The sequence below is a fragment of the Vreelandella sp. L-15 genome, from assembly GCF_056857635.1.
On sequence record NZ_JBSXNN010000040.1, the window covers coordinates 32,928 to 46,723 of the forward strand.

Sequence of the window (13,796 nt, forward strand, 5' to 3'; positions counted from 1 at the left end):
TGTCACCAACCTTGCACGAAGAGCAAAACCAACTAAAGTCTAGTCCTCGCGCTAGAGCTCCGGCTGTACCTTCTGATTAAGAAACGCGATACCCGCTTCAATGGCGCTGCCTCTCAACAGGAAGCTGGCAAAATAGCCCCGGCCGCGCTGTAAATAAAGCTCGCTGGGGATGCCTTGGGCTTGCAGCACCGCGTAAAAGTCCGTGGCGTGGTGACCGGGACGAGCTGATCCCAACTGCCGTGAAACAGAAAAAACGGCGGCGCGTTCGCGGTGATTTGCCGTGCCGAGGATGTCAGTGCAAAGGCGCCAGGCTGCTCGGCGCGAGTGCCTCCAATAAAATCGATCACTAGGCGGCCATCGTTAAACTTGAGCAAGTCACTGGGCAGCCCACCAGCCAACACAGCCGCTCAGCAGCAATATCAGCGCGCTAAGGCTGACGAGTTGGCGTATCCCTCTGAGTTCTGGCATGTCTGACTCCTGTTGGCGGCACTATTGGCGATACTTTCGCGATAGGTAATGGCGCCCCCTCACCGATAACCTACGCCGCGCCTTACTGCTATTGAGAAGGTCACGGTTGTTGCACACTTTGTGCAAACGATTTACACCAAGCCCGTTAATACTGACATCGTCAAATTACCATGTATTCACTAAGAACGAGGTATGCCATGAAGATGTCACTACGTCAGCTATTTGCTCCTGCCCTGCTCGCCGTTGCCCTTACACCGCTGGCCTTTACCGCCCAGGCAGACAACCATGAAGGCCGTGGCATGGACCGGGAAGCGATGATGGAGCGCATGGAAGAGCGTCGCCAAGAAGTTTATCAACGCGCAGAACTGAGCGAAGAGCAGCAAACGGCGCTTAATGAAGCACACGCTGAGCACCGCGAAGCCGTGCTTGCCCTGCGTGAAGAGCATCAAGCCCGTGTCGCTGAGATTTTATCGGAAGAAGAGCAGCAGGCACTGCGTGACGCTATGCACGAGATGCATGCTGAGCACCGCCACGAACGTGGACACGGTAAGCGCGACCATCACGGTGACTCGGCCCAGGAAATGGATGCCGAGGAAACGGCTACCGAGTAAGCGTTTATTTAGCGTCAAACCCACCCTACACGCCCAGCCTAGCTGGGCGTGTTTGTTTCTATACGCCTGTTGGCGTCTTTTTTACCGCCCTGATGCGTTAGCCGTTGGCTTGAAGTGAATGCCTAAACCGCGTATTTTATTTGAACGTTCATTCAAAAATAACGTATCACTCATCTTTGTCTTAACAACAGGAGTCCGCCTCCATGGCGAAAGACAACCCCGTTCTCCCCTCACGAGACCGCCTAAACCCCGTGGTTTTCCACGGCAGCGTCGCGGGGATTCTCGTGTTTCTTATCGTGACGATGCTGTTCACCGAACAAGCAGGTGCCTTTTTTGATGCGGGCCTTGCCTGGGTAAGCAAAACGTTTGGCTGGTACTACATGCTAGCGATCGTGGCCTACCTCGTGTTTGTGGTGTTCATCGGTATGTCGCGCTTTGGCAGTATTCGGCTTGGGCCCGACCACTCCCGCCCTGAGTTTTCGTTGCTGTCGTGGTCAGCCATGCTGTTTGCTGCTGGCATTGGTATTGACCTGTTGTTTTTCAGCGTAGCCGAGCCGGTTGCCCACTACTTGGCACCGCCCGACTTAACTCCTGAAAGCCAAGAGGCCATGCGCAACGCCGTCGTGCAAACCTATCTGCACTGGGGCCTTTCCGGTTGGGGACTGTACGTGCTGACGGGCATGGCGCTGGCTTATTTCAGCTACCGCCATCGCTTGCCGCTGGCTATTCGTAGCGCGCTTTACCCACTGCTGGGCAAGCGCATTCACGGCCCGATTGGTAACGCGGTCGATATTACGGCGGTGATTTCTACCGTGTTCGGTATCGCCACCAGTCTCGGTATTGGGGTGATTCAGCTTAACTACGGCTTGAACTATATGTTCGACGTGCCGGAAACCCTGACGGTCCAGGTAGTTCTGATTGCGCTGGTAGTTGCTCTAGCAACCATTTCGGTGGTGACTGGCGTTGAGAAAGGTATCCGTCGCCTCTCCGAGTTCAACATGCTGCTGGCCCTGGCGCTGATGCTGTTTGTGCTGTTCTCTGGCGATACTCTTGTACTGCTGGATAAAGTGGTCAACAACGCAGGCGACTACCTCTCAGGCTTCGTTGCTGCCAGCTTCGATACTTACGCCTTTGCCGATGAAGGTGCCCAGGAGTGGAAGATGTGGTGGACCATCTTCTTCTGGGGCTGGTGGATCGCCTGGACGCCTTTCGTCGGGCTGTTTCTGGCGCGCATCTCGCGCGGCCGTACCATTCGCCAATTCGTGGCTGGCGCTCTGTTCATTCCGCTCTCGTTCATGATGGTATGGATGTCCATTTTCGGTAATAGCGGTATCGAGCTGGTGGCCAATCAGGGCGTTGTCGAACTGGGTGAGCAGGCGCTGAACTCGCCGCAAACCACGCTGTATACGCTGCTTGAGTACTACCCCTATGTGGGCATTACCGCCGCCGTCGTGACCGTTCTGGGTATCGTGTTCTTCATTACCTCAGCGGACTCTGGCGCGCTGGTACTGGCTAATTTCACCTCGATTTTAAGCGACGTGAACCACGATGCGCCGGTGAGGCTGCGTATTTTCTGGTCGGCCGTGATTGGCCTGATCACCGTGGCCTTGCTGATGGCGGGTGGCTTAAACGCGCTACAAAGCGCAGTCGTGATTACGGCGCTGCCCTTCTCGGTGGTGATCTTCGCCATTATGGTGGGCACCTATAAAGCGCTGAAGCTGGAAGGCAGCAAAGCCGACGCTCGCCGTATGATTGCAGGCGGTGCCCCCGGCGGCGACTGGCGTGAGCGTTTGGACCGCGCGCTGGATACCTCTAACCGCGCAGGTGCCGCCGCGACCATTGAGCACTCGATTCGCCCGGCGATGACCCAGTTTGCCCAAGAGCTTGAGAGCCGTGGCCAAACCGCTAACGTCACCGAAGAGCAGGTTGAGGGGGAATCCCTGCCCAACCTAATGCTGCAGGTCGACTTTGGCGACGCCACCAGCTTTGTCTATCAGGTATGCCCGCATCGTATGCGTACACCGAACTTCATTCCCGCGGACGATGATTTCTACGTGCGTTTAGATGTGTACCTTGCCGAAGGTGGCCAGGATAAAGACCTCAACGGCTACACCCGTGGTCAGGTGATCGGTGATCTCGTGGCAGAGTACGAGCGCCACCTACAATTCCTTGCTCTGGCGGGTGGCCATGCGCAGGCAATGCCTGGCACCATCGGCGAACCGCCTGAAGATGCGCAGATGTAAGTAGCGCTTTACGTACAACGCGTAAAACGAAGAATCCCGGCCACGCGGCCGGGATTTTTTATGCGCTCTGGGCGTTTAACCCGCCATGTCTAGCACAATACGCCCTTCGATTTTACCGTCTATCATGCGCTGAAAAACATCGTTGATATTGTCCAGTGTATCCGTTGCGACGGTGGCTTCCACTTTACCTTCCGCCGCAAAATCGAGCGCTTCCTGAAGGTCGCTACGCGTACCGACAATCGAGCCACGAATAGTGATCCCATTGAGCACGGTGCTAAAGATGGGCAGTGGAAAATCCCCTGGCGGTAAGCCATTAAGTACCAGCGTACCGCCACGGCGCAGCATATTTTGCGCCTGATCGAAGGCCTTCGGCGACACTGCGGTGACCAGCGCACCATGGGCACCGCCAATGGTCTTTTTAAGGTATGCCGCGGGGTCGGTTTTCATGGCGTTTACCGTAACCGTCGCGCCCAAGCGCTCAGCCAGCGCCAGCTTGCCGTCATCAATATCGACAGCCGCCACGTTAAGCCCCATGGCTTTGGCATACTGCACTGCCATGTGGCCAAGGCCACCAATGCCCGAAATCACCACCCATTGGCCGGGGCGGGTATCGGTCATTTTTAAACCTTTATAAACCGTTACGCCGGCACACAGCACCGGAGCCAGCTCGACAAAGCCAACGTTATCCGGCAGCCGCCCCACATACCCCGCATCGGCCAAGGTATAGTCGGCAAACCCACCATTAACGCTGTAACCGGTATTTTGCTGGGACTCACATAAGGTTTCCCAGCCGCCTAAGCAGTGTTCGCAAAAACCGCAGGCCGAGTAGAGCCAAGGAACACCAATACGGTCGCCCTCTTTGACATGGGAGACACCGGCCCCGACCGCCACAACATGCCCAACGCCTTCATGCCCTGGAATAAAGGGAGGTGAAGGTTTGACTGGCCAGTCGCCGTGCGCTGCGTGTAGATCCGTATGGCAGACCCCCGAGGCCGCCACCTTCATCAATACCTCCCCCTGCTTTGGGCGTGGAACATCGACTTCTTCTATGACTAACGGCTGTCCGAACTCGCGCACGACGGCCGCCCGCATTGTATTATCCATGATGCGACTCCTAATAATGGTTAACGGCAGTTCTAAGCTGCTCTTATCCGTAGAGTTAGCGCCAGAGGATGTGCAGCATCGCCCGGCCTAGGCCGGGCGATGGGACGACATAACAAACGTTTAGAAGAACCCAAGCGGATTGATATCGTAGCTGACCAGCAGGCTTTTGGTTTGCTGGTAATGCCCAAGCGCCATTTTATGGGTTTCACGACCAACGCCTGACTTCTTGTAGCCGCCGAAGGCTACGTGGGCGGGGTACTGGTGATAGCAGTTTGTCCAGACGCGACCCGCTTGAATGCCACGCCCCATGCGGAAGGCCACGTTAATATCGCGGCTCCAAACGCCCGCGCCCAAGCCAAACTCGGTGTCATTAGCAATCGCCAGCGCTTCTTCCTCATCTTTGAAGGTGGTCACCGCCACCACTGGGCCAAAGATCTCCTCCTGGAACACGCGCATCTGGTTATTACCTTTCAACAGCGTGGGCTGAATGTAGTAACCGCTGTTGATGCTGTCATCCAGCGTTTCTTTGTCACCACCGGTAAGGAATTCAGCGCCTTCATCCCGAGCGATATCCATGTACGACATGATCTTATCGAACTGCTCTTGGGATGCCTGAGCGCCCACCTGGACGTCGGTATCCAGCGGGTTACCCCGTTTGATGGTCTTGGTGCGCTCAATGACTTTCGCCATGAACTCGTCGTACATGCTCTCTTGAATCAGCGCCCGCGACGGGCAGGTGCACACTTCGCCCTGGTTAAAGAAGGCCAGCACCAGCCCCTCTACCGCTTTGTCGATGAACGTCGGCTCGGCGTTCATAATATCGGCAAAGTAGATATTCGGAGATTTGCCGCCTAGCTCCACCGTGGAAGGAATAATATTCTCTGCCGCGCACTTCAAAATATGTGAGCCCACCGGCGTCGAGCCGGTAAAGGCGATCTTAGCGATGCGTTTACTGGTAGCCAGCGCTTGGCCTGCCTCTGCGCCAAAGCCATTAACGATGTTCAGCACGCCTGGAGGCAACAGATCGCCGATCACTTCTACCACTTTCAAAATTGACGCTGGGGTTTGTTCGGCAGGCTTCAGCACCACGCAGTTACCCGCCGCTAGTGCTGGGCCTAGTTTCCAAGCCGCCATCAGAATCGGGAAGTTCCACGGAATAATTTGCCCTACCACGCCCAACGGCTCGTGGAAGTGGTACGCCACCGTGTTGGCATCAATATCAGCGGCGGTGCCCTCTTGGGAGCGCAGGCAGCCTGCAAAGTAGCGGAAGTGGTCAACAGCCAGCGGAATGTCCGCATTGAGGGTTTCACGCACCGCTTTGCCGTTGTCCCACGTTTCGGCCACGGCCAGCATTTCGAGGTTTTGCTCGAGACGGTCGGCGATTTTGAGCAGGATGTTACTGCGCTCTTGTACCGAGGTCTTGCCCCACGCCGGAGCGGCTTTATGGGCGGCATCCAGCGCTTTTTCGATATCTTCAGCGCTAGAGCGGGGAATTTCACAGAACACTTTGCCATTAACTGGGCTAATGTTGTCGAAGTATTGGCCCTTCACTGGGGGAACAAACTCACCGCCAATGTAGTTACCATAGCGTTTCTCAAACGAAACAACAGAGCCCGCTTCACCTGGGTTGGCGTAGATCATGGTACTGCTCCTGAGTATTATGATTATTAAAAGGTGCCTACCCAGTGTTGGTCATTCCCGCCATTCTCGATATAGCCCGATGGCAGGACGCACCCTCATCCCTTGGAAGGAGACGCCATGTACTCGCTGTTAGTCGCAGATGATCATCCGCTGTTCCGCGATGCGCTGCACGCGGTGATCAGCAGCGGATTCACCGATGCCCAACTGCTGGAAACCGACAGCCTAGCGGGGGCCATGGCACACATTGAAGCCTTGGAAGGGTTAGACCTGCTGCTCTTAGATTTAAGCCTGCCGGATGCCGATGGGTTAGAGGGGCTGAAAACCCTACGGGAGACCTTCCCCGGGCTGCCCGTTGCCATCGTGTCAGCCCATCAAGAGCGCCAGCTGGTGCTGGATGCGATTACTCTGGGGGCCGTGGGCTATATCCCGAAATCCACTCCTAGAGAGCAGCTTCTCGCCGCGCTACAGCAAATTCTCCAGGGCCAACTCTACCTGCCCGCCGATATCATGCGACGCCCGCCTCCCCGAGCAATACCTGCGGCAGCAGGCGAAGATTCGGAGGATAAACCGAGCCGCCTGCCCCGGCTCACCGACAAACAGCTAGACGTGTTGGGCTGTATGAGTCAGGGAATGTCCAACAAGCAGATTGCCCGAGAACTGGACATTGCTGAAACCACGGTAAAGACCCATGTATCGGCTATTTTGCGAAAACTGGGCGCCACCAGCCGGGTACACGCCATTGTGATGGCCGGAGAGGAGGATTTAAACGGCTACATCGCCAAGCGAATGGCGCGTTAACGGCCCTCTAACAGCGTACCTAACAGCATCTTCAAGCGCAGTGGTTTAAGCGGTTTTAACAAGCAGTGCATTCCCGCCTCTCGGGTGGCCCGCTTTAACGAAGCTTCATGGTTGGCGGTAATTACCACTGTGGCTAACCCAGGATAGCGGCGGCGCAGCCGAGTAGCTAAGTCGATGCCGTTCTCACGGTGCTCCCCTAAATGGTAATCCACCAGCAGCACCGCCGGGCGCTCGCCGTCGCTAGCCGCTTCCAGCGCGCTCACCGTCGCCGCTGCCCGTACCCGACACCCCCAACTGCCCAGCAGCGCCTGCATCCCTTCGGTAATGGCGGGGTCATCATCCACCACCCACACCACACAGCCCTGCAGCGGGTCATCGCCCCACTGCGCGGATGGCACCGGGCTGGATGCGCCTTCTAACGCGCCGCAAGAGGCTGCGTAGGGCACCAAAATAGAGAACAGCGAGCCATGACCTAGCCGTGATGCCAGTGTGACGGGGTGATCCAACATGGTACTAATACGATCGACAATGGCTAGACCCAGCCCCAGGCCGCGACTGTGGTTGGCCTGTGGCTGGCTGGCGCGACGAAACTCCAGAAAAATGGCTTTGCGCTGGGGCTCTGGAATACCGGGGCCAGTATCACCCACCATAATCTCCAGGCCATCGGCCCGGCGGCGGCAGCCTAACAGCAGGTGGCCGTGCTCGGTGTAGCGCACCGCATTGCTAAGGAAATTACGCACCACCCGCGCCAGCAGCGCTAAATCGGACTCCACCCACACCCGCGAAGGTACATAGTGAAGGGTGAGCCCGCGTACCCCCGCCACTTGGCGATACTCCTCCGCCAGCGCATCCAGCAGCGTACTTACGGCAAAGGGAGCTTTATCGGCATGAAGCACTCCGGCATCTAAGCGGGAGATATCCACCAGCGTCCCAAGCAAGCCCTCGACATCTTTCAGCGAGCGCCCGATATGGCCGACAAGCGCCTGGGAGGACTCAGGTAGCGCATGGGTTTCCAGGGCGCTGGCAAACAGCCGTGCCGCATTGAGCGGTTGTAGAAGGTCATGGCTAACGGCGGCCAAAAACTTGGTTTTAGAGACGTTAGCCGCGTGGGCTTCAGCGTTGGCTGCCAGCAAACGAGCGTTGACCTGGCTTAGCTCGTCCAACGTGCGGTGCAGCGCATCGGTGCGCTCACGCACCTGTTCGGCAAGCAGCACCGAGCGCTCAAAGGCTGCATAGGGCGCGCCATTAGGGCTACCGCCGGATTCCACTCGCTCCATTAACGCCGTACACACTTTGCGTAGCCGGTGGTTCTCTTCACGCAGGGCCGCAATATCGTCGCCTTGTTGCGAATCAGGGAGTTGGAAGAGCGCCAAAGGCCACCCCCGTAAACGTCTGGTTCACATGCATGCCGTGGTGCTGCTCGCCGTAGGTATTAAATCCCACGACACGGGCTTGGCGCAGCAGCGTCGATGCCTGGTCAAGTTGCCCCAACGACTCCAGCGCCATCCGTCGCAAAAAGCAGTCGCAGCCAATAATCGCAGCGGGCTCGCCTAAGCGGGCTTCCACTCGCTGCAGCATATGGGCTAAATCGGTGAGCAGCGGCGTGGGCTGCATGGCAGTCAGCACAATGCCGTTTTCCACCGCGCAGTAGAAGCTCAGGCTGCCGTCATCATTAACCCGTTGAATCGAGCGAATATAGTGCTGGCCGCCCAGGTGTACCGCCAGCGGGTGCTGGGCAAAAATGGGAGGCGCAAGCGCCTCAACCGAACAGCCCACCAGCGCGGCATACAGCTCGGCGGCAGGGACACCGTTAAGCTCCAGCACGCGGCGGCGCTCACGATCCGCAGCGGTGACCACTAGCTTGTGCTCGAGTGGCTCAAGGTGGTGGGTGGAGAATACTTCAAACGGTAGCCGAGTATTCATCATGACCACCACCGCCGCACGGGTATGAAAGCGCCCGTTGGCGTATACATGGGTATGGGTTAAGTGGTTATCGTCCCCTGCGGAACCACCAAAGCTCGGGATGCGCCCCAAGGCCGCATCCAGCGTTGCCAGCACTTGCTCTTCACGGCTGGATAGCCCATCCAGCAGCGTCAGGGCAAAGCTGTGCTCGTTGACCGGTGCGACAGCTTGGCGGCGGCAACGCTCTAACAGCTTATCCACCAAGGGCTGCGCGGTGGGGAGGTCAAAGTACTCCAAGTCATCAATCAATGCGGTTTCTATCGCAAAAAAGCGCTGGTCAAAGCAGATCGCCACCACCGAGCCGCGGTCATAGCCATCCGGCGTTAGCTCGCCTGCGGTGGTGCAACCACTAATAGGCAGTGCACCAAAGGCGCTGCTTAGCGCCTGGGCAAGCGCGGCCAGCGGATACTCTGCGCTACAGAAAAACAGCACAAAGCCTGCATGCTCATGGTAGAGCGACGCCGCCAACTCGTTGGCGGCTATATAGGGGTCAGAAGCCCGGCTTGCAGCAGTTATCAGGCCACTGTTAGTTAAGCTGATGCTCACGATGCCATTGCTCCAACGCAGCGTGGGTGCGTGCCGCACAGTGGTGCAGCGCGCTAAAAGCCTCTTCAATCTGAGCGCTTGAGGCCTCTGGCTGCCCTGCTAGTTGCTCTAAGTGCTTTGACTGAGCGGCCAACTGCTCGGCACCTATGCTTAAAGATTCGCCTCGCAACTGATGAGCAAGGCGCTCCATCTGAGGTAGCTGCTCACTCGCTATTTCTGTATTAGAAGCGAAGCAATCAACCAACTGGCCAATATAATCATGCACTTGCTGATGATAAAGCATTACCAGTTGTTTAACGCTGTCAGCCCCTATCGAGCTGGTTAACGTCGCAAGCGTCGCTTCATTGAGCAGCACATCGTTACCTGATTCGGCGGCGATAGGCGTTGACGGCGTCTGCGCAGGCGTCAGTTGAAGCGCCAGTACATTGCTTAGCGCCAACAGCGAGAGCGGCTTGGTAATATAGTCATTCATACCTGCCGCCAGACACCGCTTGCGGTCGTCTTCGGCGCCACCAGCCGTCATCGCCACAATCGGTACATCGCTGCACCAACCACCCTGGGCACGCAGTTGCTGGGTCACCGTTATTCCGTCACTATCGGGCAGTTGAATATCCATAAAAATCAGGTGTACTTGCTGGCGCTTAGCCATCGCGAGCGCATCGTAGCCATTTTCAGCGCACACTACGTCACACCCTAATCGTGAAAGCAGGCCTAGCGCCACTTTACGGTTTACCGCGTTATCCTCCACCAACAGCAGCGAAGTACCGTTAAAGTCTTGAGTAGGCTCTGCAGGTTGCGATGTACTAACGGGGCTAGCCTCCACTAGCGGCAGCTCGCACCAGAACGTGCTGCCCTCGCCGGGTGTGCTAATGACGCCTAATCTTCCCCGCATCGCGTCGCTCAGCCGCTTGCAGATAGCTAACCCTAGGCCGGTGCCGCCATAACGGCGGGCAACGCTCTCATCCGCCTGCTGAAAAGGCTCGAACAGCGTCTCTTGCTGCTCGCTATTCAGCCCGCAGCCAGTGTCGCTAATTTCAAACAGGAGGTGCTCTACCGTTGATGTAACGCGAATGGAGACGCTGCCGTGGTCAGTAAATTTGATGGCATTAGCGATAAGATTGAGCAGAATTTGGCGCAGTCGCCCCGCGTCGATCATGACCCACCCAGGTACTAGCGGGTCAACGTGTAATGAAAGCCGCAACCCTTTCTCCTGGGCCCGTGGCTCAAATAGTGCCATCACCCCCTCTGCCAGAGGGTTTATGGCCGTGGACGATGTTTCAAGGGTTAAGTGGCCTGCCTCAATTTTAGAAAAATCGAGAATTTCATTAATCATCGCCAGTAGTTGGTTGGCACTGTCGTGAATGGTGCGGGCGTAATCCTCTACTTGGGCGGGGCTTGCCGGTTCACGCAAGAGCTCGCTCATGCCGATCACACCGTTTAGCGGCGTGCGGATTTCATGGCTTACCATTGCTAGAAAATCAGATTTAGCATGGTTGGCGGCTTGGGCCTGCTTGGCCGTTACCTGAAGCTGCTTACTAAGCTGCTCTTGTTCCCGGCGTGCCGCAGCACTTTCACGCATTTCACGCACCAAAAAGATAATCACTAGCAGCACCGCTAGGCTCATACCTATCAGTAGTGACATTAAGAGTTTATAGAGCGTGCTGAGCAACGCTCGCTCTTCCGTGGCGGACTCAGCCAAGTAGCCATTGATGGCAATAACAAAGCGCTCAGTAAGCCGTGTAAGCACCTGCAGCTCGCTTTCCAAAGCGGTGACCGGCATTCGTGCCAATTCATCATGCGGCTCAAACATAGGGTCTAAGCTGTCGAGCTGCCGTTGGATTTGGTCAAGCAGCTCCCTTGCCGAACTGATACTCTGCAGCAGCGAGCTGACCTCCCCTTCTCTTAACAGGGTGATCCGGCTATAGAGGAGTTCAAACCGTAGGTTTAGCTCATCCTGGGCGGCGGGAGAGAGGGGACCCCGTGTTTCCGCCAGCAAGTGGTTCAGTAGTTGAACGGCGTCACGGTCGAGCTTATAGACCACCCAGGCCGTATCTTCTCGCAGACTTTGCGTCAGATTATCCTGTCGCCATGCGGATAAAGCGGCCACCACCAGCGCGGCCGCAAATAAAAGTACGGTAATAATCGCCACCAGCTTGAGGCGGCGCGGATAGCGAAGCAGTCGGGGCGCTCGTGTGACGGATTCACTGGCGGACATTAATATGCATTACCTGCCATACGGCTCTAAAGCGCACTCGTTCGCTTAGCAGCGCTTTATCCTGATCAAAGGGATAAAGCACCCATAAAGGCCCGTACTCACGGATAGGAATAGCTTTCTCGTCACGCTCTAAGGCCAAAATCACATCGTAGTCGTAGAAATCCGCGACCGGAATTTCAGCTTCATACCCGTTAAGCGCCACGACGTTAATGATCTTGCCTTCCGCGCCTACCTGCTCAAGCAGGGTACGCATAAGCGGCCCACGGTAGTGGCTGTTCCCTTCCGTCCACGGTGTTCCTGTCGTAAATTCATGCTGCGGAAGTGCGCTAAGCATCGCGCGATCAAAATGGGCTTCTTCGCCCACATTGGTCACCGCAATATCACCATCAAGTTTGAGTATCACTGGCCCACTCGGTGCCGCCAGCGAATCTGCTGTCTCAGCGAGCCCCGTATGGGGAATGCTGAACGCCAGCATAATCCACCCCAATAACAACGCTTTCACTACTGACTCCTCATATCGCAGTGCCCCAGGCGACGAAACCGTGACCGCCAACGCACGCTCAAAGCAATAAAAAAAGAGATGGCGTTTAGGGTACGCCATCTCAATTCATAGGTCAGGCTAATTACGATGTTTTTGGTAAGCAGTGAGTAACCCTGGCGTTTATTAGCCGCTAGGTTTTCAGCTGTTCGACCGGTTCAAACCGTACTAGATCTTCATAAGCGTGCCAGCTTGCATGGCCAAGCACGGGCAGAATCAGCGCCAAGCCAATATAGAACGTCATAACGCCCACTAACACACAGCCAGTAAGAATGGCCGCCCACAGCAGCATGGGCCGGAAATTGCGAGCTACACAGCGTACGCTGGCTTCAATGCCTTCCATAAACGTCAGGTCTTGGTCCATCAGTGTCGGGATGGCCACCACACTGATCGCGAAAGCACCAAAAGCCAGCACACCACCTGCTACCGTGCCAACGGCCAGCATACTCAGGCCTTCCTGCGTGGTTACCAGCGTAGTGTATAGCGTTGCCGGGCTGGGCACTTCAAATCCAAAGAACAGCGCAAACAGCAGCGTGGCTAGGCGTATCCAGGCGAGAAAGAAGATCATCATCATGACGCCCATCATGGCAAGTTGCCCAGCATGGGGCCGCCAGCTACCAAACGCATCGCCCAAGTTCGGGGTACGTCCGCGCTCAAGGGCAAGGCTAATGCCATAGGAACCAACGGCCACCAGTGGCCCGATAAACATGAAGCCAGCAATCATTGGCAATAGCCAATACCAGTAACCCAGCGTGTAAGCACCAAGGGTAATGGCAATACTCAACCCCACCCAAAACATGCCGTAAGCGAGGCTAATAGCAGACGCACGACGAAAATCTTCCATACCTGCGGCTAGCCAAGCACGTGGTCTTTCCATCCCTACCTTATTGATAATGATTTTGACGTTCGGCGCACCGGATGAGTGGTCGTGTGTTTTTGTTGTTACTGCATTCATGGCGTAACTCCTGTGATTTACCCCAGATGGCTGTCACTGACCCAAGCACCAAGGCAAATAGCTACCATGTGTATTGATGACCATTAATCCAACGTTAATGGCTTAATGTTCTATTAATGTAGCTGAGCCGCTGCTTCGCGAATGCTTTTGAAGGCACTCAGTACAAAAAATCCTTCATCGGCGCTTTTAACGACAATTAATTCGATGCGTTAGCGTTTCGTTATATTCGAGCCAAAAAAAAGCTCCAAGCCGGGGCTTGGAGCTTTATGACGCACGTTGCGCTTACCGCACGATCATCACCGACACTTTAGCGTGGTGAACGACATGCTCGGCGTTGGGGCCCAGTACGTAATCGACGAATTTACGCTTAGTATGGGATGCCATCACAATTAAATCGGCATCAATCTTCTTGCCGACCTTGATGATGGCCTCCCATGGTGAGCCATCAACAATCACACTTTGGGTTTTGATCCCTTCAGGCACATGTTCCTGAATGAATTTATGCTGCGCTTCTTTCACCGCCGCATGCGCTTTTTCAGAGAAGTTTTTCGGAAAGTAAGCGCCAACCATGGGCATTTTAAATTCCGGTAGTACCGTCACCACGTGCAGCGATGCGCCAAAGGTTTGGCACAGCGTTATCGCCGTGGGCAACGCTTTCTTCCATGAGGCCTCTTCGTTCAAGTCTACGGGGAGTAGCACTTTATGGTACATAGCA

General features: G+C 56.0%; 11 protein-coding genes and 1 pseudogene. 3 read left to right on the top strand and 9 right to left on the bottom strand.

The window, feature by feature from the left end; all coding sequences use genetic code 11:
• Positions 1-51: 51 nt before the first annotated feature.
• A pseudogene (locus tag AC13CY_RS04910) lies at positions 52-407 on the bottom strand (prolyl oligopeptidase family serine peptidase); the annotation flags it as partial.
• A 258-nt stretch (positions 408-665) separates the two neighbouring features.
• Here AC13CY_RS04910 and AC13CY_RS04915 point away from each other — a divergent pair.
• Positions 666-1,079: a hypothetical protein gene (locus tag AC13CY_RS04915; protein WP_044628668.1), complete on the top strand. Its 414-nt coding sequence runs from the start codon at positions 666-668 to the stop codon at positions 1,077-1,079.
• A gap of 203 nt (positions 1,080-1,282) precedes the next feature.
• On the top strand, positions 1,283-3,322 hold the full coding sequence (betT, locus tag AC13CY_RS04920) for a choline BCCT transporter BetT (RefSeq protein ID WP_483052361.1): 2,040 nt from the start codon (positions 1,283-1,285) through the stop codon (positions 3,320-3,322).
• Positions 3,323-3,397: 75 nt separating this feature from the next.
• Here betT and adhP read toward each other — a convergent pair whose 3' ends face one another.
• Entirely contained in the window at positions 3,398-4,426 is a 1,029-nt protein-coding gene (gene adhP / locus AC13CY_RS04925) for an alcohol dehydrogenase AdhP (protein WP_170968122.1), read from the bottom strand.
• Between the two features lie 120 nt (positions 4,427-4,546).
• Positions 4,547-6,067 carry an acetaldehyde dehydrogenase ExaC gene (gene exaC / locus AC13CY_RS04930; protein WP_058577196.1) on the bottom strand — a complete coding sequence of 507 codons (1,521 nt, stop codon included), beginning with the start codon at positions 6,065-6,067 and terminating at the stop codon, positions 4,547-4,549.
• Between the two features lie 117 nt (positions 6,068-6,184).
• Between exaC and AC13CY_RS04935 the strand changes: the two genes are divergently transcribed.
• Positions 6,185-6,865 (top strand): response regulator, encoded by a 681-nt coding sequence (locus AC13CY_RS04935; RefSeq protein WP_044628671.1) that lies wholly within the window; start codon positions 6,185-6,187, stop codon positions 6,863-6,865.
• Here AC13CY_RS04935 and AC13CY_RS04940 read toward each other — a convergent pair.
• The 6 genes from AC13CY_RS04940 to AC13CY_RS04965 all read right to left on the bottom strand — a co-directional run bounded on the left by AC13CY_RS04940 (position 6,862) and on the right by AC13CY_RS04965 (position 13,792).
• A complete protein-coding gene (locus AC13CY_RS04940) occupies positions 6,862-8,238 on the bottom strand; it encodes an ATP-binding response regulator (protein ID WP_172514820.1) in 1,377 nt (458 codons plus the stop codon). The two genes, AC13CY_RS04935 and AC13CY_RS04940, sit on opposite strands and share 4 nt — an antisense overlap.
• Positions 8,216-9,373, bottom strand: coding sequence for a nitric oxide-sensing protein NosP (nosP, locus tag AC13CY_RS04945; protein WP_082051410.1), 1,158 nt, complete (start codon positions 9,371-9,373; stop codon positions 8,216-8,218). Before nosP ends, AC13CY_RS04940 begins: the two co-directional genes overlap by 23 nt.
• A complete protein-coding gene (locus AC13CY_RS04950; protein WP_044628673.1) occupies positions 9,354-11,588 on the bottom strand; it encodes an ATP-binding protein in 2,235 nt (744 codons plus the stop codon). The genes nosP and AC13CY_RS04950 overlap by 20 nt, the downstream gene beginning before the upstream one ends.
• Positions 11,575-12,063 (bottom strand): putative pterin-binding protein, encoded by a 489-nt coding sequence (locus AC13CY_RS04955; protein ID WP_044628752.1) that lies wholly within the window; start codon positions 12,061-12,063, stop codon positions 11,575-11,577. Before AC13CY_RS04955 ends, AC13CY_RS04950 begins: the two co-directional genes overlap by 14 nt.
• 196 nt (positions 12,064-12,259) lie before the next feature.
• A complete protein-coding gene (locus AC13CY_RS04960; protein ID WP_062374077.1) occupies positions 12,260-13,081 on the bottom strand; it encodes a DUF2189 domain-containing protein in 822 nt (273 codons plus the stop codon).
• A 282-nt stretch (positions 13,082-13,363) separates the two neighbouring features.
• Positions 13,364-13,792, bottom strand: coding sequence for a universal stress protein (locus AC13CY_RS04965; protein ID WP_044628675.1), 429 nt, complete (start codon positions 13,790-13,792; stop codon positions 13,364-13,366).
• Positions 13,793-13,796: the final 4 nt, after the last annotated feature.